This window comes from Lentzea albidocapillata subsp. violacea, assembly GCF_900100275.1.
Taxonomy (GTDB): Bacteria; Actinomycetota; Actinomycetes; order Mycobacteriales; family Pseudonocardiaceae; genus Lentzea; species Lentzea violacea.
Window position 1 is genome coordinate 47,726 of sequence record NZ_FNET01000003.1, and the last position, 17,849, is coordinate 65,574.

The 17,849-nt window shown below is 69.4% G+C and carries 18 protein-coding genes; 11 read left to right on the top strand and 7 right to left on the bottom strand.

Annotated features, from left to right (window positions below):
• The first annotated feature begins 137 nt into the window (after nucleotides 1-137).
• From guaB to BLR21_RS08110, 7 genes are all read left to right on the top strand, one after another.
• On the top strand, nucleotides 138-1,649 hold the full coding sequence (gene guaB / locus BLR21_RS08080; protein ID WP_090005206.1) for an IMP dehydrogenase: 1,512 nt from the start codon (nucleotides 138-140) through the stop codon (nucleotides 1,647-1,649).
• Between the two features lie 51 nt (nucleotides 1,650-1,700).
• Nucleotides 1,701-2,834 (top strand): GuaB3 family IMP dehydrogenase-related protein, encoded by a 1,134-nt coding sequence (locus BLR21_RS08085; RefSeq protein WP_090005208.1) that lies wholly within the window; start codon nucleotides 1,701-1,703, stop codon nucleotides 2,832-2,834.
• A gap of 117 nt (nucleotides 2,835-2,951) precedes the next feature.
• Nucleotides 2,952-3,176 (top strand): hypothetical protein, encoded by a 225-nt coding sequence (locus tag BLR21_RS08090; protein WP_143027653.1) that lies wholly within the window; start codon nucleotides 2,952-2,954, stop codon nucleotides 3,174-3,176.
• A gap of 54 nt (nucleotides 3,177-3,230) precedes the next feature.
• A complete protein-coding gene (locus tag BLR21_RS43155) occupies nucleotides 3,231-3,554 on the top strand; it encodes a hypothetical protein (protein ID WP_218130815.1) in 324 nt (107 codons plus the stop codon).
• A 33-nt stretch (nucleotides 3,555-3,587) separates the two neighbouring features.
• Nucleotides 3,588-5,264 carry an FAD-dependent oxidoreductase gene (locus BLR21_RS08100; protein WP_090005212.1) on the top strand — a complete coding sequence of 559 codons (1,677 nt, stop codon included), beginning with the start codon at nucleotides 3,588-3,590 and terminating at the stop codon, nucleotides 5,262-5,264.
• 28 nt (nucleotides 5,265-5,292) lie between these two features.
• Entirely contained in the window at nucleotides 5,293-6,252 is a 960-nt protein-coding gene (locus BLR21_RS08105) for an MBL fold metallo-hydrolase (protein ID WP_090005214.1), read from the top strand.
• Entirely contained in the window at nucleotides 6,249-7,502 is a 1,254-nt protein-coding gene (locus BLR21_RS08110; protein WP_090005216.1) for an FAD-dependent monooxygenase, read from the top strand. The genes BLR21_RS08105 and BLR21_RS08110 overlap by 4 nt, the downstream gene beginning before the upstream one ends.
• 34 nt (nucleotides 7,503-7,536) lie before the next feature.
• Here the strand turns inward: BLR21_RS08110 and BLR21_RS08115 are convergent, their stop codons facing one another.
• Together BLR21_RS08115 and BLR21_RS44635 are read right to left on the bottom strand one after the other, a co-directional pair.
• Nucleotides 7,537-8,982 (bottom strand): aldehyde dehydrogenase family protein, encoded by a 1,446-nt coding sequence (locus BLR21_RS08115; protein ID WP_090005217.1) that lies wholly within the window; start codon nucleotides 8,980-8,982, stop codon nucleotides 7,537-7,539.
• A 16-nt stretch (nucleotides 8,983-8,998) separates the two neighbouring features.
• Nucleotides 8,999-9,355 (bottom strand): phosphotransferase, encoded by a 357-nt coding sequence (locus BLR21_RS44635; RefSeq protein WP_420843863.1) that lies wholly within the window; start codon nucleotides 9,353-9,355, stop codon nucleotides 8,999-9,001.
• Between BLR21_RS44635 and guaA the strand changes: the two genes are divergently transcribed.
• Entirely contained in the window at nucleotides 9,345-10,904 is a 1,560-nt protein-coding gene (gene guaA, locus BLR21_RS08125; protein WP_030478380.1) for a glutamine-hydrolyzing GMP synthase, read from the top strand. The two genes, BLR21_RS44635 and guaA, sit on opposite strands and share 11 nt — an antisense overlap.
• A 37-nt stretch (nucleotides 10,905-10,941) precedes the next feature.
• Here the strand turns inward: guaA and BLR21_RS41600 are convergent, their stop codons facing one another.
• Both BLR21_RS41600 and BLR21_RS08130 read right to left on the bottom strand, forming a co-directional pair.
• Nucleotides 10,942-11,133, bottom strand: a complete 192-nt coding sequence (locus tag BLR21_RS41600; protein ID WP_143027654.1) for a hypothetical protein — start codon at nucleotides 11,131-11,133, stop codon at nucleotides 10,942-10,944.
• Nucleotides 11,126-12,310: a PspC domain-containing protein gene (locus tag BLR21_RS08130; protein WP_256334552.1), complete on the bottom strand. Its 1,185-nt coding sequence runs from the start codon at nucleotides 12,308-12,310 to the stop codon at nucleotides 11,126-11,128. The genes BLR21_RS41600 and BLR21_RS08130 overlap by 8 nt, the downstream gene beginning before the upstream one ends.
• A gap of 24 nt (nucleotides 12,311-12,334) precedes the next feature.
• Here BLR21_RS08130 and BLR21_RS08135 point away from each other — a divergent pair, with 24 nt between their 5' ends.
• From BLR21_RS08135 to BLR21_RS08145, 3 genes are read left to right on the top strand one after another with little or no spacing between them, the layout of a single operon-like run.
• Complete coding sequence (locus BLR21_RS08135; RefSeq protein WP_420843868.1) at nucleotides 12,335-13,612, top strand: PspC domain-containing protein; 1,278 nt, start codon at nucleotides 12,335-12,337, stop codon at nucleotides 13,610-13,612.
• A complete protein-coding gene (locus tag BLR21_RS08140) occupies nucleotides 13,609-14,259 on the top strand; it encodes a response regulator (protein ID WP_090005221.1) in 651 nt (216 codons plus the stop codon). Before BLR21_RS08135 ends, BLR21_RS08140 begins: the two co-directional genes overlap by 4 nt.
• Nucleotides 14,260-14,264: 5 nt before the next feature.
• Nucleotides 14,265-14,846, top strand: coding sequence for a hypothetical protein (locus BLR21_RS08145; protein ID WP_338061036.1), 582 nt, complete (start codon nucleotides 14,265-14,267; stop codon nucleotides 14,844-14,846).
• Here BLR21_RS08145 and BLR21_RS08150 read toward each other — a convergent pair.
• From BLR21_RS08150 to BLR21_RS08160, 3 genes are all read right to left on the bottom strand, one after another.
• Entirely contained in the window at nucleotides 14,839-16,116 is a 1,278-nt protein-coding gene (locus tag BLR21_RS08150; RefSeq protein WP_256334553.1) for a serine/threonine-protein kinase, read from the bottom strand. The two genes, BLR21_RS08145 and BLR21_RS08150, sit on opposite strands and share 8 nt — an antisense overlap.
• 227 nt (nucleotides 16,117-16,343) lie before the next feature.
• Nucleotides 16,344-16,763: an SsgA family sporulation/cell division regulator gene (locus BLR21_RS08155; RefSeq protein WP_090005222.1), complete on the bottom strand. Its 420-nt coding sequence runs from the start codon at nucleotides 16,761-16,763 to the stop codon at nucleotides 16,344-16,346.
• 121 nt (nucleotides 16,764-16,884) lie between these two features.
• Nucleotides 16,885-17,811 (bottom strand): DMT family transporter, encoded by a 927-nt coding sequence (locus BLR21_RS08160; RefSeq protein WP_256334554.1) that lies wholly within the window; start codon nucleotides 17,809-17,811, stop codon nucleotides 16,885-16,887.
• Between the last annotated feature and the right edge of the window lie 38 nt (nucleotides 17,812-17,849).

A 17,849-nucleotide genomic window follows, 5' to 3' on the forward strand; every position in this document is an offset into this window, starting at 1 on the left:
CGCACGGTACCCGCCGTACCCCCACGGTCGTCCAGATACCATGGGTCGCACCGCCTCCGCCTGCGGAAACTGGACACGCAGGACCCCAAAAGGGCAGGCAGAGCGCAGACCGCACGACGGAAGGCATGTCACCCGCTATGACCAGCGAGCTCAACGCTGATGGAGTCCCGGGCAAGTTCGCCATGCTGGGGCTGACCTTCGACGACGTGCTCCTGCTGCCTGCCGAGTCCGACGTCGTCCCGAGTGGCGTCGACACGAGCACCAGGATCTCGCGCAACATCACCCTGAAGATTCCGCTGGCCAGCGCCGCGATGGACACGGTCACCGAGGCCCGGATGGCGATCTCGATGGCCCGTCAGGGCGGCATCGGTGTGCTGCACCGCAACCTGAGCATCGAGGACCAGGCCCGGCAGGCCGAGACCGTCAAGCGGTCCGAGGCCGGCATGGTCACCGACCCGGTCACGTGCTCGCCCGAGGCCACGCTGGCCGAGGTGGACGCGCTGTGCGCCCGCTACCGCATCTCCGGCGTGCCGGTGACCGACGAGAACAACAAGCTCGTCGGCATCATCACGAACCGCGACATGCGCTTCGAGCTCGACCACTCCAAGCGGGTGATCGAGGTCATGACCAAGGGCCCGCTGGTCACGGCCCAGGTCGGCGTGTCCGCGGAGGCCGCGCTCGGCCTGCTGCGCCGCCACAAGGTCGAGAAGCTGCCGATCGTCGACGGTGACGGCAAGCTCAAGGGCCTGATCACGGTCAAGGACTTCGTCAAGACCGAGCAGTACCCGATGGCCACCAAGGACCCGGACGGCCGCCTGCTGTGCGCCGCCGCCGTGGGTGTGGGCGAGGACTCGTTCATCCGCGCGATGACGCTCGCCGAGGCCGGCGTCGACGTGCTGATGGTCGACACGGCGCACGGGCACTCGCGCGGCGTGCTGGAGATGGTCGCCCGCATCAAGAAGGAGCTCGGCGACTCGGCGGACGTCGTCGGCGGCAACGTCGCGACGCGCGCCGGTGCCCAGGCACTGGTCGACGCGGGTGCGGACGGCGTGAAGGTCGGTGTCGGTCCCGGCTCGATCTGCACCACGCGCGTCGTCGCCGGTGTCGGTGTGCCGCAGATCTCCGCGATCTACGAGGCCTCGCTGGCCTGCAGCCCGGCCGGCGTGCCGGTGATCGGTGACGGCGGCATCCAGTACTCCGGCGACATCGCCAAGGCCATCGCGGCCGGCGCGTCCGCCGTGATGCTCGGCTCGCTGCTCGCGGGCACCCAGGAGGCGCCCGGCGACCTGATCCTGGTCAACGGCAAGCAGTTCAAGACCTACCGGGGCATGGGTTCGCTCGCCGCCATGCAGTCCCGTGGCGAGAACAAGTCGTTCTCCAAGGACCGCTACTTCCAGGACGACGTGCTCAACGAGGACAAGCTCGTCCCCGAGGGCATCGAGGGCCGCACGCCGTTCCGCGGCCCGCTGTCGCAGGTCGTGCACCAGCTCAACGGCGGTCTGCGCGCGGCCATGGGCTACACGGGTTCGCACACGATCGCCGAGCTGCAGCAGCAGCAGCTCGTGCGCATCACCGCGGCGGGCCTGAAGGAAAGCCACCCGCACGACATCACGATGACCGTCGAAGCCCCGAACTACACCACCCGTTAGGGTGTCTCGGCTGCTAGAACGCTTGCTCAACAGCTTGGAGAGGAACCACAGGTGCGCGATCTGGTCGAGATCGGCATGGGCCGGACCGCGAGGCGGGCCTACGAGCTGGACGACATCGAGATCATCCCGTCGCGTCGGACGAGGTCGTCGAAGGACGTCTCCACGACGTGGCAGATCGATGCCTACCGCTTCGACATCCCGCTGATCACCCACCCGACCGACGCCATCGTGTCGCCGGGCACGGCGGTCGCGGTCGGCGAGCTCGGTGGCCTCGGTGTACTCAACGCCGAGGGCCTCTGGGCCCGGCACGGCGACGTGGACGAGGCGCTGTTCCGCCTGGTCCAGGCGACCGAGGACAGCGAGGACCCGGCGGCCGCGGTGAAGGTGCTGCAGGAGCTGCACGCCGCCCCGCTGCGGATGGACCTGATCGCCGAGGCGGTCAAGCAGGTCCGCGAGTCGGGCGTCACCGTCGCGGTCCGCGTCAGCCCGCAGCGCGCCGCGGAGCTCACGCCGGACCTGCTGGCAGCGGGCGTCGAGATCCTGGTCGTGCAGGGCACGATCATCTCGGCCGAGCACGTGAGCCGCGGTGGTGAGCCGCTGAACCTGAAGTCGTTCATCGCGGACCTCGACATCCCGGTGATCGCCGGCGGTGTCGGCGACTACCGCACCGCCATGCACCTCATGCGCACCGGCGCGGCGGGCGTGATCGTCGGCTACGGCTACGCCCCCGGCGTCACGACCACCGACTCGGTGCTGGGCATCGGCGTGCCGATGGCCACCGCGATCGCCGACGCCGCGGCCGCGCGCCGCGACTACCTCGACGAGACCGGCGGCCGCTACGTGCACGTCATCGCCGACGGCGGCGTCACGACCTCGGGCGACGTGGCGAAGTCCATCGCCTGCGGTGCCGACGCCGTGATGCTCGGCGAGCCACTGGCCGCCGCGACCGAGGCACCGGGCCAGGGCCTGTACTGGACGGCGGCGTCCGCGCACCCGTCCGTGCCGCGCAGCCTCGTCGCCGAGGCGGTGGACCAGGAGCTCGACCTGCGCAAGCTGCTGTTCGGCCCGTCCGCCGACCCGCGCGGCGTGACGAACCTGTTCGGCGCACTGAAGAGGGCGATGGCCAAGACCGGCTACTCCGACCTCAAGGAGTTCCAGAAGGTCGGCCTGACGATCCGCGGCTGACCCCGATCGACGTCGAGGGGCACGTTCCTGCCGGGACGTGCCCCTCTGCGCGTCGATCGCCGCATGGGCCCAAACTGATCTTGCAACCAGACGGCTACCCCGCGCGTCCTCTTGAGCGTGGAACTGGATGCCTTGTTCGGCGACGGCAAGAACAGTGATGTGGACACGATCGACCCGGACGCCGAGGTCCAAGAGTTCGAGATCGAGGAAGTGCCCGAGGAGGATGAGGGCGTCGGAGGCATCGGCTGGCAGATGCTGACCCTGTTCGTCTGCGGTGGGCTGGTGATCACCGCGCTGGCCGTGGCGTTCATGGTCTGGGTGATCGAGGGCCTGGTGTTCTGAGTCGGCGGGTGCGCCTGCCCGCGCACCCTAGACTTTCTGTCTAGATTTCTGGGCATGGACGCACTCGATGAGGCGGCGGCAGACCTGAGAGATCTGGCGCTCGTACTGGCGAGGTCGGCAACGGACTCCGGTCGGCGCACCTTCCTTGACGAGGTGCTCGGCGGCCGAAGCATCGAAAGGCTTGGTCGCCTCGCCGGCGACGTGGTCGTGGAAGAGGCCCCGCCGCGAGAGCCGGTCCCAGACTGGCTGGCGGAGCGTCTCGTGCACACCGCAGGGATCCCCCCGCAGCAGGTCGCGGCGTTGAGCCTGGAGCAGGCAGTCGATCTCTGGACCGATTTCAGGAGCGCACCCCGCCCGTCTGAACCGATAGGGGACTAGGCGTTACCGGAAGTAACGCCTACTCTCCGATCCATGGGTGAACTCGCCGGTAACTTCGATGTCGTCATCGTCGGCTCCGGGTTCGGTGGCAGCGTGGCCGCGCTCCGCCTGACCGAGAAGGGCTACCGCGTCGCCGTCCTGGAGGCGGGGCGGCGGTTCGCCGACGACGAGTTCGCCAAGACCAGCTGGAACCTCCGCAAGTACCTGTGGGCGCCGCAGCTGAAGTGTTTCGGCATCCAGCGCATCCACCTGCTGCGCAACGTCATGGTGCTCGCCGGGGCCGGTGTCGGCGGTGGCAGCCTCGTCTACGCGAACACGCTCTACCGGCCGCTCAAGCCGTTCTACGAGGACCGGCAGTGGGCGCACATCACCGACTGGCAGGACGAGCTGGAGCCGTTCTACGACCAGGCGAGCCGGATGCTGGGTGTCGTCACGAACCCCACGACGACCCCGAGCGACGTCGTCATGCAGAAGGTCGCGAAGGACATGGGCGTCGAGGACAGCTACCACGCGACGCCCGTCGGCGTGTTCTTCGGCGAGCCGGGCAAGAAGGCCGCGGATCCCTACTTCGGTGGCGCCGGACCGGAACGCACCGGCTGCACCGAGTGCGGCAGCTGCATGTCGGGCTGCCGTGTCGGCGCCAAGAACACGCTGGTCAAGAACTACCTCTACCTCGCGGAGAAGCTCGGCGCCCAGGTCTTCCCGCTGACCACGGTCACGCGGCTCAACGAGGACAACGGGACCTGGACCATCAACACCAGGATGACCGGCGGGAAGGCGACCCGGACGTTCACGGCGGACCAGGTCGTGATCGCCGCCGGCACGTGGGGCACCCAGCAGCTCCTGCACCAGGCGAAGGCGAGCACCCTGCCGAAGATCTCGGGCAGGCTCGGCGAGCTCACCCGCACCAACTCCGAGTCGATCATCGGCGCCGCCCGCTACACGGTCGATCCGGACACCGACTACACGCAGGGCGTCGCGATCACGAGCTCCATCCACCCCGACGAGATCACGCACATCGAGCCCGTCCGGTACGGCAAGGGCAGCAACGCGATGGGCATGCTGCAGACCCTCGCCACGGACGGCGCGCTGAGCACGCCGCGGTGGCTGCAGTTCATCAAGCAGGCGGTCCGGCACCCGCTGCGGCTGCTCCGGCTGCTGAGCGTGCACCGGTGGAGCGAGCGGACCGTGATCCTGCTGGTCATGCAGAGCCTCGACAACTCCATCACCACGTTCCTCAAGCGCGGTAAGCTCACCAGCAAGCAGGGCCACGGTGAGCCGAACCCGGCGTTCATCCCCGCCGGTCATGAGGCGAACCTGCTGGCCGCCAAGCACATCGACGGCATGGCCGGCGGCACGTGGGGCGAGCTGTTCAACATCCCGCTGACCGCGCACTTCATCGGCGGCTGCGCGATCGCGAGCGGCGAGGAACAGGGCGTGATCGACCCGTACCACCGCGTCTTCAACTACCCCGGACTGTCCGTTGTGGACGGTTCGGCGATCAGTGCGAACCTCGGCGTGAACCCGAGCCTCACCATCACCGCGCAGGCCGAGCGGGCGTTCTCGCTGTGGCCGAACAAGGGTGAGCAGGACCAGCGGCCCGCGCAGGACCAGCCGTACCGCAGGATCAACCCGACGAAGCCGAAGAACCCGGCGGTTCCCGATCAAGCTCCAGCCGCTTTGCGGTTGCCGATCGTGAAGGCGTCCTGAGCTGGTTTCATTTGGCTACGGTGGAGGCATGGCCAACAAGCCGTTCGCGTCCAGCGCCGATCTCGCCCCCAAGGACGAGGTCTTCGTCGAACTCGCCGAGGGCGTCTACACCCTGACCGCCGAAGGCGACCCCAACGTCGCGGCCATCGAGGCCGAGGACTTCCTGATCTGCTTCGAGGCCCGCGCCACCCCGGCGGCTGCCAGAAGGTGGCTCGGGCAGCTGCGCAAACACACCAAGAAGCCGGTCCGGTACCTCGTCCTCAGCCACTACCACGCCGTGCGCACGCTCGGGGCCAGCGCGTTCGAGGCCCAGGAGATCGTCGCCCACGAGATGACGCGCGTGCTGATCGCCGAACGCGGGCAGCAGGACTGGGAGAGCGAGTTCGGCCGCATGCCGCGGCTCTTCGAGCAGCCGGAGGAGATCCCCGGCCTGACGTGGCCGACGCTGACGTTCTCCGACCGCATGACGATCCCGCTCGGCGACGAGCGCGGCGACCTGGTGCTGCAGTTCCTCGGACGCGGGCACACGGCAGGCGACATCGTGGCCTGGCTGCCGCAGCAACGCATCCTGTTCGCGGGTGACCTGGTCGAGTCGCAGGCCGCGCTCTACACCGGTGACGCCTTCCACGACGAGTGGGCGACGTCCACTTTGGACGAGATCGAGGACCTGGGGGCCGAGGTCCTCGTCGGCGGGCGCGGCAAGGTCGCGCGCGACCGCATCGAGGTCGAGGCCGCGATCAACCAGAGCAGGCACTTCCTCAACGAACTGCGCCGCACGGTCGGCGGGGTCCACGCCGAGGGCGGCACGCTCAAGCAGGCCTTCGAACTGGCGCACCGGACGCTCGAAGCCCGCTACGGCCGCTGGCCGATCTTCGAGCACTGCCTGCCGTTCGACGTGAAGCGCTACTGGGACGAGTGCGACGGCAAGGACTGGCCCGAGATCTGGACCGCAGAACGCGACCGCGCCGTCTGGGACGCCCTGCAATGACGGTCCTGGTGGTCGGTGCCGGGCCGGTGGGGCTGGCGTCGGCGCTGTTCCTCGCGAGAGCCGGCGTGCCGAGCATCGTCCTGGAGAAGGAACCCAGACGTGCGCAGACGGGCAGCCGCTCGATCTGCGTCCAGCGCGACGTGCTGGAGATCCTCGAACGGATCGGCGTCGGCCAGGCCGTCGCGGACGCGGGCGTCACCTGGTACACCGGCCGCACCTACCACCGCGACCGCGAGGTGCTCACCCTGACCTTCCCGGAGGCCAAGGGTTTCCCGCCGTTCGTGAACACCCCGCAGACGGTCGTCGAACAGCTGCTGGAGGAACGGGTCCGCGCCGAACCGCTGATCGAACTCCGCTACGGACACTCCCTGACCGGTCTCACCCAGGACGACGACGGAGTGTCCACACAGGACGGAATCAGGGCCACCCACTGCATCGCGGCGGACGGCGTGCACTCGACGGTGCGACAGCTCCTGGACATCCCGTTCGAGGGCTTCTCGTTCGCCGACAGGTTCATCATCGCCGACGTCCGTGTCGACCTGGACTTCGAGACGCCCGAACGCCGCTTCTACTTCGACCCGCCCTGGAATCCGGGCCGTCAGGTCCTCCTGCACCCGCAACCGGACGGCGTCTGGCGGATCGACTGGCAGGTCGCCGAGGACGTTCAGCTCACCGACGCCCACGTCCGCGCGATCGTGGGTGACAAGCCGTACGAGATCGTCTGGCAGTCCACCTACCGCTTCCACCAGCGCCGAGCCGCGAAACTCCGCGACCACAGGGTTCTGCTGGCCGGCGACGCGGCGCACGTCATGAGCCCGTTCGGCGCACGAGGCCTGAACTCCGGCATCTGCGACGCCGACAACGCGGCCTGGAAGATCGCGGCCGACCGCGCCGGCGAGGCGGGCCCGCACCTGCTCGACTCCTACGACGCCGAACGCGGTGCCGCCGCCGACGAGAACCTCCGCATCACCGGCGACACCATGCGGTTCCTCGTGCCGGGCACTCCCGAGGAACGGGCGCACCGGCAGCAGGCGCTCGAGTCCGGCGAGGGCATCGACTCGGGCAGGCTCTTCACCCCGTTCTCCTACGAGAACTCCCCGCTGACGACGGACGGCGGCGAGCTGGTTCCGGGCTCCCGCACCGCGGGGCCGGGCTTCACCACTGACGACGGGTGGCTGATCAGGCCGGACGGGCACGTCGCCGCACACCGTTGCGACGAACAGGTGAAGCGGCGCGCGCTCGGTTGGTAGGCGACCCACGACTCGCTGTAGCTGGATTCCGCGCCTAGATCTGGATTCCCGTCAGCACGGTCACTCGTTCCTCGGTGAAGTCCTCCATCGCCGACCGGACGCCCTCGCGTCCGGTGCCCGACCCCTTCACGCCGCCGTACGGCATCTGGTCGGCGCGGTAGGACGGCACGTCACCGATGATCACGCCACCGACCTCGAGCTCGGCCGCGGCCTCGAACGCCACCTGCACGTCACGGGTGAACACCCCGGCCTGCAGCCCGTATTTGCTGTTGTTGGCCTGTGCGAACGCGTCCTCCACGCCGTCCGCGACCGACACCACGAGCACCGGCCCGAAGATCTCCTCGGTCCACACCTTGGCGGTCCTCGGCACGTCCGTGAGCACGGTCGGCTCGACCGTCGCCCCGGTCCGCTTGCCGCCCAGTAGCACCTTCGCGCCGACGTCGGTGGCCATGTTGACCCACTCCTCGACGCGCCGGGCGTTGTCCTCGTCGACCAACGGCCCGACCTCGACCTCGGGGTCGTGCGGGTCGCCGGTCTTCAGCGCGGCAACGGCTGCCACGAGCTTCGGCACGAACTCGCCGGCCTTCGACCGGTCCACGATCACCCGCTGCACGGCGATGCACGACTGCCCGGCCTGGTAGTTGCCGAACGTCGCGATGCGCTGCGCCGCGTGGTCCAGGTCCGTCCAATCAGGACAGATGATGGCGGCCGCGTTGGAACCCAGCTCCATCACGACGTGCTTGCGCGGCGCGGCTTCCATCAACGACCAGCCGACCTTCGTGGATCCCGTGAACGAGATGACCGGCAGCCGCTCGTCCTTCACCAGAGCGTCCATGTCCTTGCCGCGCACGGGAAGGATCGAGAACGCGCCCTCGGGCAGACCGGTCTCGGCCAGGATCTCACCCAGCAGCAACGAGCTCAGCGGCGTCGACGAAGCGGGCTTCACGATCACCGGCGCACCCACCGCGAGCGCCGGGGCGACCTTGTGCGCCACCAGGTTCAGCGGGAAGTTGAACGGCGCCACGGCCAGCACCGGCCCGCGCGGCACGTGCCGGACGATCGCCATCCGCCCCACGCCACCGGCGTCGGTGTCGAGCCGCTGCAACCCACCGGTGAACCGGCGCGCCTCCTCCGCGGCGAAACGGAACGTGTTGACCGCGCGCTGCACCTCGATCTCGGCCCACTTCAGCGGTTTGCCGTTCTCGGCGGTGATCGTCTCGGCGATCTCCTCAGCGCGTTCGGCCAGTGCCCGTGACACCCGCAGCAGCGCCTCGGCCCGCACGTGCGCGGGCGTTCGCCGGAACTCCTTCGCGACGGACGCCGCCGCCGCGATCGCGCGTTCCACCTGATCTCTGCCCGGCACGGCCACCGAGGCGACCGCGGTGCCGTCGAACGGGTGGAAGACCTCCAGCGCCTGCTCGCCCTGCTCGGGGCGGCCGGCGACCCAGCACGGCCTGGGTTGCGGTGTGAACGCGTCCATGGGGAAACGTTAAGCCCTATTGGCCTGCACGTGCTGACACACTCCTAGAAGACGGACGAGTCCCGAGACGAGACGTCTCGTCGTGCAGCCGCCTCAGCAACCGGGCCGACTCGATCAACGTCGCGTCGCTCGAAGGGGGCACGTGGCCAACGTCACCGGGCAGGTAACTGAGCAGCTCGTGGTCCGCGTCGAGCCCTAGCGGAACCGGCGCGATCCCCAGAGGCGCCAAGCGTCGCAGCAGTTCGTGCACCCGCGGCGCCCACGGCCCGGCCGGTCGCCGCACCGCGTCACCCACCCTGAACACCTGGTTCAGCCCGCCACCGGTCAGCAGTTCACCGTCCACGCATGAGATCCTTGACGGCGTGTCCGACACCAGCAACCGCCCTGTTCTCGTCGTCGACTTCGGCGCCCAGTACGCGCAGCTGATCGCCCGCCGCGTCCGCGAGGCCCAGGTCTACTCCGAGGTCGTTCCGCACACCGCGACCGTCAGCGAGATCCTCGACAAGAACCCGCTGGCCATCGTGTTGTCCGGTGGCCCGTCGAGCGTGTACGCGGAGAACGCGCCGCAGGTCGACCCGAAGCTGTTCGAGACCGGAGTCCCGGTCTTCGGCATCTGCTACGGCTTCCAGGCGATGGCGCGCGCACTTGGCGGCGCGGTCGAACAGACCGGCACCCGCGAGTACGGCCGCACGGACCTGAGCGTGCCGACCGAGGGCGGCGCGCTGCACCAGGAACTCCCCGCGAGCCACCCGGTGTGGATGAGCCACGGCGACGCCGTCACCAAGGCGCCCGAGGGCTTCACCGTCACCGCGACCAGCGAGGGCGCGCCGGTCGCCGCGTTCGAGGACACCGAGCGCCGCTTCGCCGGTGTGCAGTACCACCCCGAGGTGCACCACTCGCCGCACGGCCAGGAGGTGCTGCGCCGGTTCCTGCACGAGATCGCGGGTATCCGTCCGCAGTGGACCACGTCGTCCATCCTGGACGAGCAGGTCAGCCGCATCCGCGAGCAGATCGGTGACGGCAAGGCGATCTGCGGCCTGTCCGGCGGCGTCGACTCCGCCGTCGCGGCCGCGCTGGTCCAGCGCGCCATCGGCGACCGCCTCACGTGCGTCTTCGTCGACCACGGCCTGCTGCGCTCCGGCGAGCGCGCCCAGGTCGAGCGCGACTACGTGGCCGCCACGGGCATCCGCCTGGTGACGGTCGACGCGCGCGAGCGGTTCCTGAACGCCCTGGCTGGCGTCACGGACCCGGAGGAGAAGCGCAAGATCATCGGGCGCGAGTTCATCCGCGTGTTCGAGCAGGCCGAGCGCGACCTCAAGGCAGAGGGCGACTACAAGTTCCTGGTCCAGGGCACGCTCTACCCGGACGTCGTCGAGTCCGGCGGCGGCGCGGGCACCGCGAACATCAAGTCGCACCACAACGTCGGCGGCCTGCCGGACGACCTGCAGTTCGAGCTGGTCGAACCGCTGCGCGCGCTGTTCAAGGACGAGGTCCGCCGCGTCGGCACCGAGCTCGGCCTGCCCGAGACGATCGTGCAGCGCCAGCCGTTCCCCGGCCCTGGCCTCGGTATCCGCATCATCGGCGAGGTCACCCAGGACCGCCTCGACACGCTGCGCCAGGCCGACGCCATCGCACGCGAGGAGCTCACCCTGGCCGGCCTCGACCGGCAGATCTGGCAGTGCCCGGTCGTGCTGCTCGCGGACGTCCGCAGCGTCGGCGTCCAGGGCGACGGCCGCACCTACGGCCACCCGATCGTGCTGCGCCCGGTGTCGTCCGAGGACGCGATGACCGCGGACTGGACGCGTCTGCCGTACGAGGTGCTGGAGCGGATCTCGACCCGGATCACCAACGAGGTGGCGGAGGTCAACCGCGTGGTGCTGGACGTGACGTCCAAGCCGCCGGGCACCATCGAGTGGGAATGACATGAGGAAAGGCCCCGGGAGACCGGGGCCTTTCTCGTCAGTGGCTCTTGCGGCGCAGCGAGTTAGTCAGCAGCACCAGGCCGACCACGATGGCCGTCCCCCCGAGCGCCCACCGGAAGTCGAACCAGAACGACCCGTTGCTCAGCACGTAGGCCGCCACCAGCCCACCGCCGATCCCGAACACCAGCGTCACGGGGTCGATCCGCCTGCGCATCCCCTGCTCAGTCACGGAGCACCTTCACCTCTCCGACGCTCGCCTGCACGTCGAGCTCGATCTTCAGGCCGCCCTCGCCGTCCTCGCCGAGGTCCTTGCCGCTGACGTTCACGCTGTTGCCCTCCGCTCGCTTGCCGAGGCAGTCGAGGTCGCCGATGGACGAGGCCTCGCACCGGTACGTCACGTCCGCGTTCTTCGGCACGTGCACCCTCACCTCGCCGAGCTCGACCTGGATCGCGGTCTTCACGTCACCGGAGTCCGGCAGTTGCCGCAGGTCGAGCCTCACGCTGCCGACGCTCGTGGCGTACCGGTCGCGGACGTCGCCGACGGTCTTGGGCGTCTCGTTGAAGCTGCTCAGCTTGCTGGGGCTGCCGTCGAAGTCGATGGCGGTCAGGCCGAAGCCGACCACGGACAACGGGACGAGCAGCCAGACCAGGCCGCGGCCGCCGCCGGTGAACGAACCGACCAGCAGGCCCGCCGCCAGCACCGCGACCAGCAGGCCGATGGTGTGCGCCACGGTGAACCACGGCGCCCAGACACCCGCGATCGCCGATCCGGCGACCACCAGCGTCGCCACGCCCAGCGTCATCAGCCCGATGCGCGGCTTGCGCGGCCGGTGCATCGGCGGCTGGGGCGTCGGGGCGGGCGCGGGTTCTGGCAGGTCCCACGCGAACGGGGCGGCGCCCAGCGGGTCCCAGGCCGGCGCCCCCGGTGCCGGTGGCACGGGCGCGGGTTCGGTCAGCGTGACGGCCGGCTGCAGGTGCCCACGGTTCTTCTGCAGCAGGTAGACGCACGCGACCGTCGCGGCCAGCGTCACGAAGACCTGGAACCCGCTGTTGCCCCCGAAGGTGAACGCGAGCGCGGGGAACATCAGGATGCCCAGCAGCACCGTCTGGCCGTGCGACATCGAGCTGGAGCCCTTGCCGAGCAGCGACTCCAGGGGCGAGACCGTGTCCCCCTCCTCGGGCAGCAGCAACCAGCCCGCGAGGTACACCGGCAGGCCGACGCCGCCCGACAGGGCGAGTGCGACGAACGCGATCCGGACGATCACCGGATCGATCTGGAAGCGCAGAGCGATACCGGTGGCGACACCACCGGCCTTGCGACCTGCACGGGGCCGCACCGGACGGTGGGCCCAGAACTCTCTGAGCGTGTCCGCCACGCCCTGCATTGCCTTCTCAGTCCCGCTCACGACGACAACATTGCGCTGTCGCGCCTGGAACCACATCAGGGACCAGCCCTGATTCACGGAACCGGGGTCATCCCTGATGAACAACCAGCCACGACATGTGACGATCAGTCGGTGAGTGCACGCATTGAGCCGATGCGCCGTCGACGCACCGGCCGGGTCGTCGCGGGGGTCGCGAGCGGACTGGCCGACCATCTCGGCGCACCTGTCTTCTGGGTGCGCGCGATCTTCGCCGTGTTCGCCGCGTTCAGCGGGGTCGGGATCATCGCCTACGCGTTGCTCTGGATGTTCGTCCCGCAGTCGGCGCTCGCGGAACCGGAGACCGACAAGGACCGCAAGGAGTGGCAGCAGGCCGTGGGCCTCGCAGCCCTCGGTATCGGCGTCGCGGTGTTCACCGGCCTGCTCGGGGGAGCGTGGAGCGGGTGGATCACCGGGCCGATCGCCGTGGCGTTGATCGGTGCGGCCGTCGTGTGGCGTGAGGCGGACGAGGCGCAGCGACGACGCTGGAGGGACGGGGCCTTCTCGCAGGGGAAGACGGGCATCGTGCGGACGGTCGCGGGAGGCGCGCTGGTCGTGGCGGGGGTCGCCGCGTTCCTCGTGGTGAACGACTCCGTCCAGAACCTCTCGACCGTCGTGCTCTCCGTGCTGGCGACGTTGATCGGTGTCGCGGTGCTGACCGTGCCGCTGTGGATGCGGCTGGTGCGCGATCTCGACTCGGAACGCCGTGCGCGCATCCGCACCGAGGAACGTGCCGAGATCGCCGCCCACCTGCACGACTCGGTGCTGCAGACGCTGGCCCTGATCCAGAAGCAGTCCGAGTCGCCGCGCGAGGTCAAGCGCCTGGCCCGCAGCCAGGAACGCGAGCTGCGCAGCTGGCTCTACGGCCGTGAGGTGGGCGAACTGCCGCACTCCATCAGTGTCGCGATCGCCCAGGCGTGCGCGGAGGTGGAGGACGACTTCGCCATCGCCGTCTCCCAGGTCGTGGTCGGCGACTGCGAGCTGGAGGACGGCATGTTCGCACTGGTGCAGGCGTCGAAGGAGGCGATGGTCAACGCGGCCAAGCACGCGGGGGTGGCCGAGGTCAGCGTCTACGCCGAGGTCGAGCCGGAGAAGGTGACGGTGTTCGTGCGCGACCGCGGCAAGGGTTTCGACCCCGACGCGGTGCCGGAGGACCGGCATGGCCTCGCGGGCAGCATCCGGGGGAGAATGACCCGGCACGGCGGGGAGGTGCGACTGCGCACGGCTCCGGGAGAGGGGACCGAGGTGCAGCTCGAGATGCCGAGGAAGACGGAGGCCAGGACATGAGCGTCAGGGTGTTCCTGGTGGACGACCACGCGTTGTTCCGCGCGGGGGTCAAGGCGGAGCTCGACACCATCACCGAGGAGATCGAGGTGGTCGGCGAGGCCGGCAGCGTCGGCGAGGCGGTGGCGGGCATCGCGCACCACAGGCCGGACGTCGTGCTGCTCGACGTGCACATGCCCGACGGCGGCGGCGCCGAGGTGCTGCGGCAGATCCGGACCAAGATCCCCGAGGTCACGTTCCTCGCCCTGTCGGTCTCCGACGCGGCCGAGGACGTCATCAACGTCATCCGCGCCGGCGCGCGCGGGTACGTGACGAAGACGATCTCCAGCCAGGAGCTGGTCAGGGCCGTCGTGCGGGTCTCGGAGGGCGACGCGGTGTTCTCGCCGCGCCTGGCCGGGTTCGTGCTGGACGCGTTCGCCGACCGGCCGGGTGCCGCGCCGATCAGCGACCCCGAGCTCGACCTGCTGACGCCGCGCGAACGTGACGTCCTGCGGCTCCTCGCACGTGGCTACGCCTACAAGGAGATCGCGTCCGAGCTGTTCATCAGCGTGAAGACGGTGGAGACGCACGTGTCGAGCGTCCTGCGGAAGACCCAGCTGTCGAACCGGTACGAGCTCTCCCGCTGGGCCACCGATCGCAGACTGGTCTGACGGACTTGATCAAGAAGGTCGCCCGCGGTGCCACCGAGGTGCTGGCGCCGTGGGTCTGGGTGATCCTGCTGCCGTTCGGCGTTGCGGCGGCCACGGAAAACTTGTGGAAGACGCTGCTGTGGGGGTTCGTGGTCGCTTTGACAGCGTCAGTCATCCCTATGGCCGTCATCGTGCGTGGCGCGCGCAAGGGTAAGTGGGACGGCCATCACGTCACGAACCGTGAAGGCAGGGTCGTACCGCTGGTCACGGCGGGAGCGTCGCTGGCGGCCGGCACGGTGATCATGTTCCTGGGCGACGCTCCCCGGAACATGCTCGCGCTGGCCGGCAGCATGTTCGCCTCGCTGATCGTCAGCATGGCGATTACGTTCGGGGCGAAGTGGAAGATCTCGCTGCACGCCGCCGTGGCCTGGGCAGCCGTCGTGACGCTGGCGATCGTCTACGGCCCGTGGTGGCTGCTTCTGGCGCTGCCCGCCGCGTTCGTGGCGTGGTCCCGCGTCGAGCTCGGCGACCACACGACGGCGCAGGTGCTGGCCGGCTCGGTGATGGGCGTGGTCGTGGGCGGCGGGAGCTTCTGGCTGCTCAGCTGATCTGCGTGATGCTGGTGATCCGCATTTCGTTGCTGACGGCGGCGATCTCGGCCTCGTAGACGCCGTTCTTCTGCTCTCCCAGGTCCGTTTGCAGTGCCAGGTCGAAGGTCACCACCCAGTTCGGGCCGTGCGACCGGACGGGCACGGTGGACAGGGAGCACCTGACCGAGGAGTAGCCCTTCCACCGCGCCACGTACTTCTCCAGCGGCTCGGTCGCCCGTTCGTAGAGGTTGCGCCACGCCACGTCGGCGTGGGCGGGGAGCTGGCCGTAGTGGTCGAGCACGAACCCGGCCGCCTCACTCGCGGTGAAGTAGCGGGGCTGCTGCTGGAAGTTCGACTGGTTGACCGGGGTGCCCTCGGTGCCGCTCCAGTACGCGGCGGCCGCGCCACCACCGATCGCCAGCACCGCGATGACGGCCAGGATCACCAGGATCCGCCTGTTCGGCGCCCTGCGCCTGCTCTGCTGCTGCGGGATCTGCAGCGGCTGCGACGGCTGCGGCTCGGCGGCCAGCAGATCCGCGGCCTCCTGCGCCGTGGGCCGGTCCTTCGGGTCCTGTGAGAGCAGCCGCATGAGCGACGGGGTGAGCTCACCGGCGTTCTTGGGATCGCGGAGCTGCCCGCTGGCGGCGCGGTAGATGAGGCCGAAGCTGTTGTCGCTCGGCCCGAAGACCGACTCGCCCTCGATGGCCGTGTAGATCATGGCGCCGAGCGAGAACACGTCGGACGCCTCGTCGGGCTGCTCGCCGCGCGCCACCTCGGGTGCGAGGTAGGCGGGGGTGCCCGAGATCATGCCGGTGTCGGTCATCGTGCCGTCGCCGGTCGCCTTGGAGATGCCGAAGTCGGTGAGCTTGACCGTGCCGTCGTGGCCGATCAGGACGTTGCCGGGCTTGACGTCGCGGTGGACCAGTCCGGCGGCGTGCGCGGCGGCCAGCGCCGAGGCGACCTTGGCGCCGATGCTCGCGGCCTGGGCCGGCTTGAGCGGCCCGCGCTCGGCGATCAGCGCCGAGAGGCTGTGCGACGGCAGGTACTCCATGACGATCCACGGCTCTTCGTCGTCGCTGCCCACGACGTCGAACACCGCGATCGCGTGCTGGTGGTGCAGCCGGGCGGCGTTGCGCGCCTCCCGCATCGCCCGCTGGTGGTCACCGGTGATGAGCTCCTTGACCGCCACCTCGCGGGCCAGCACCTCGTCCCGTGCCCGCCAGACCACCCCCATGGCCCCGCTGCCGATCCGCTCGAGCAGCGTGTAGCGGCCCCCGATGGTTGTCACACCCTGAGACTAATCAATCGCGCAGACGTGCATCCGCCGTTTCCCGCTCGGGGGGGTGGTGCAGATCGCGCCGAGTCAGTCCGCCGGTGGGGACTCGCGTCTGGAACCTTCTCGGCATCACCGCCGGCCCCGGTTGGTCTCCGGTGACGAGCTGGTCGGCCACGCTGCCCCGCGTGCCGGCACCTCGCCCCGCGCCCGTACGACCACCCCGGACCCTCATCAGGCGGCTAGTCGATCGTCGAGACCAGCTTCTGCAACTCCCGCTCGAAGTCGATCCACAGGTCCTCCTCGCCCGGCTGGACGACGTCGTAGGAGCTGTCCAGGAACTCCGCCACGTCCTCGGCGACGGCGCTGAGGATGGCGAACCCGGTCGGCGCGTTCAGCTCGACCAGGACGCGCTCGGGGTCGTCGGAGGCGGGCCGGACCAGGATGTCGCCCTCACCGGACGGCGTCAGCAGGCCGTCGGCCAGCAGGTCGCGGGCGAACATCCACTCGACGCGGCCGGAGCCCGTGAAGAAGACGACGGCGACGGCGTAGGGGTCTTCCGGGTCGTAGACGAGTTCGGCCTCGACCGGGGCGGGGGCCGCTCCGGGTGCCAGTAGCTGAAAAGTCGTCCGGGTGGTGACCTTCAGGTTGTCGGTGTTCATGTCGATGTCCTTTCCAGGCTGGTCTCCATGTCCGCTCACAAAGAGGAGACGGCCGAGCAGCCTGATAAGGACGCGATTCGTCTCGGAACCATCCTAACGGGGGAGACGTGCGTCTCACCTCTCAGCGTTTCACCAGGTCGCGCGTCTCGTTTGGTGAGACGGTCTGACCTGCCGCGACGGGCTTCCGCCGGGTCAGTGCGATGCCCACGAGCACCACCAGCATGCCGATGACGATCCTCGCGTTGAGTTGCTCCCCGAGGAAGATCGCTCCAAGGAGTACCGACACCACCGGAAGTAGGTAACCGACGGTAGTCGCCGTCGTGGCTCCCTCGTCGGCGATGACGCGGTAGTTGAGGATGAACGCCACGCCGGTGCCGAAGACGCCGAGGATCATCACGGCGGCGATCCCGATCCAGTGCAGGTGCAGCGGCTCCAGGCCGCCGAACGGCGTCGCCAGGAGCAGCATTCCCAACGCGGTGGTCAGCTGCATGGCGGCGAGCTGCGTCGAGGTGGCGCCCGTGTTGACCAGGTAGCGGCCGGCGTAGGAGTAGCCGATGGCGTAGCTCGCGGCGCCGATCAGGCACAGCACCGCACCCCAGCTCGCGATGCTGTTGGCCGACTGCCACGGCGCGAAGATCACCAGCACCCCCGCGAAGCCGAGCGCGAGGCCGAGCAGGCGCACGAAGTTGCTGATCTTCTCCGAGCCGAGCACGAGGCCGATGGCCAGCGCGAACAGCGGCGTCGTGGAGTTGAGCACCCCGGAGACGCCCGAGTCGACGGTCTGGCCGCCGAACGCGAACAGAGTGAACGGGATGGCGCTGCCGAACAGGGCCACGAAGAGCATGTGACCCCAGATCTTCCGGTCCCGCGGCAGGCTCATCTTCGCCAGCGCGAGCACGGCGAACAGCACGACCGCCCCGAAGAACGTCCGCACGAGCGAGATCTGCAGGGGCGCGAGACTCCCGAGCGCGAGCTTCATCCACAGGAAGCTGGATCCCCACAGCAGGGCGAGCACACCCATCCTGATCAACGTTCCGCGTTGGTTCACGCGTCAACCATGCGCCCGCGAACACGTGAAAACAATTT

Excerpts from the sequence above, each read along its gene's own strand:
- guaB (WP_090005206.1), top strand. The coding sequence starts at position 138 with ATGACCAGCGAGCTCAACGCTGATGGAGTCCCGGGCAAGTTCGCCATG.
- BLR21_RS43155 (WP_218130815.1), top strand. The coding sequence starts at position 3,231 with ATGGACGCACTCGATGAGGCGGCGGCAGACCTGAGAGATCTGGCGCTC.
- BLR21_RS08100 (WP_090005212.1), top strand. The coding sequence starts at position 3,588 with ATGGGTGAACTCGCCGGTAACTTCGATGTCGTCATCGTCGGCTCCGGG.
- BLR21_RS08105 (WP_090005214.1), top strand. The coding sequence starts at position 5,293 with ATGGCCAACAAGCCGTTCGCGTCCAGCGCCGATCTCGCCCCCAAGGAC.
- BLR21_RS08110 (WP_090005216.1), top strand. The coding sequence starts at position 6,249 with ATGACGGTCCTGGTGGTCGGTGCCGGGCCGGTGGGGCTGGCGTCGGCG.
- BLR21_RS08115 (WP_090005217.1), bottom strand. The coding sequence starts at position 8,982 with ATGGACGCGTTCACACCGCAACCCAGGCCGTGCTGGGTCGCCGGCCGC.
- BLR21_RS08140 (WP_090005221.1), top strand. The coding sequence starts at position 13,609 with ATGAGCGTCAGGGTGTTCCTGGTGGACGACCACGCGTTGTTCCGCGCG.
- BLR21_RS08155 (WP_090005222.1), bottom strand. The coding sequence starts at position 16,763 with ATGAACACCGACAACCTGAAGGTCACCACCCGGACGACTTTTCAGCTA.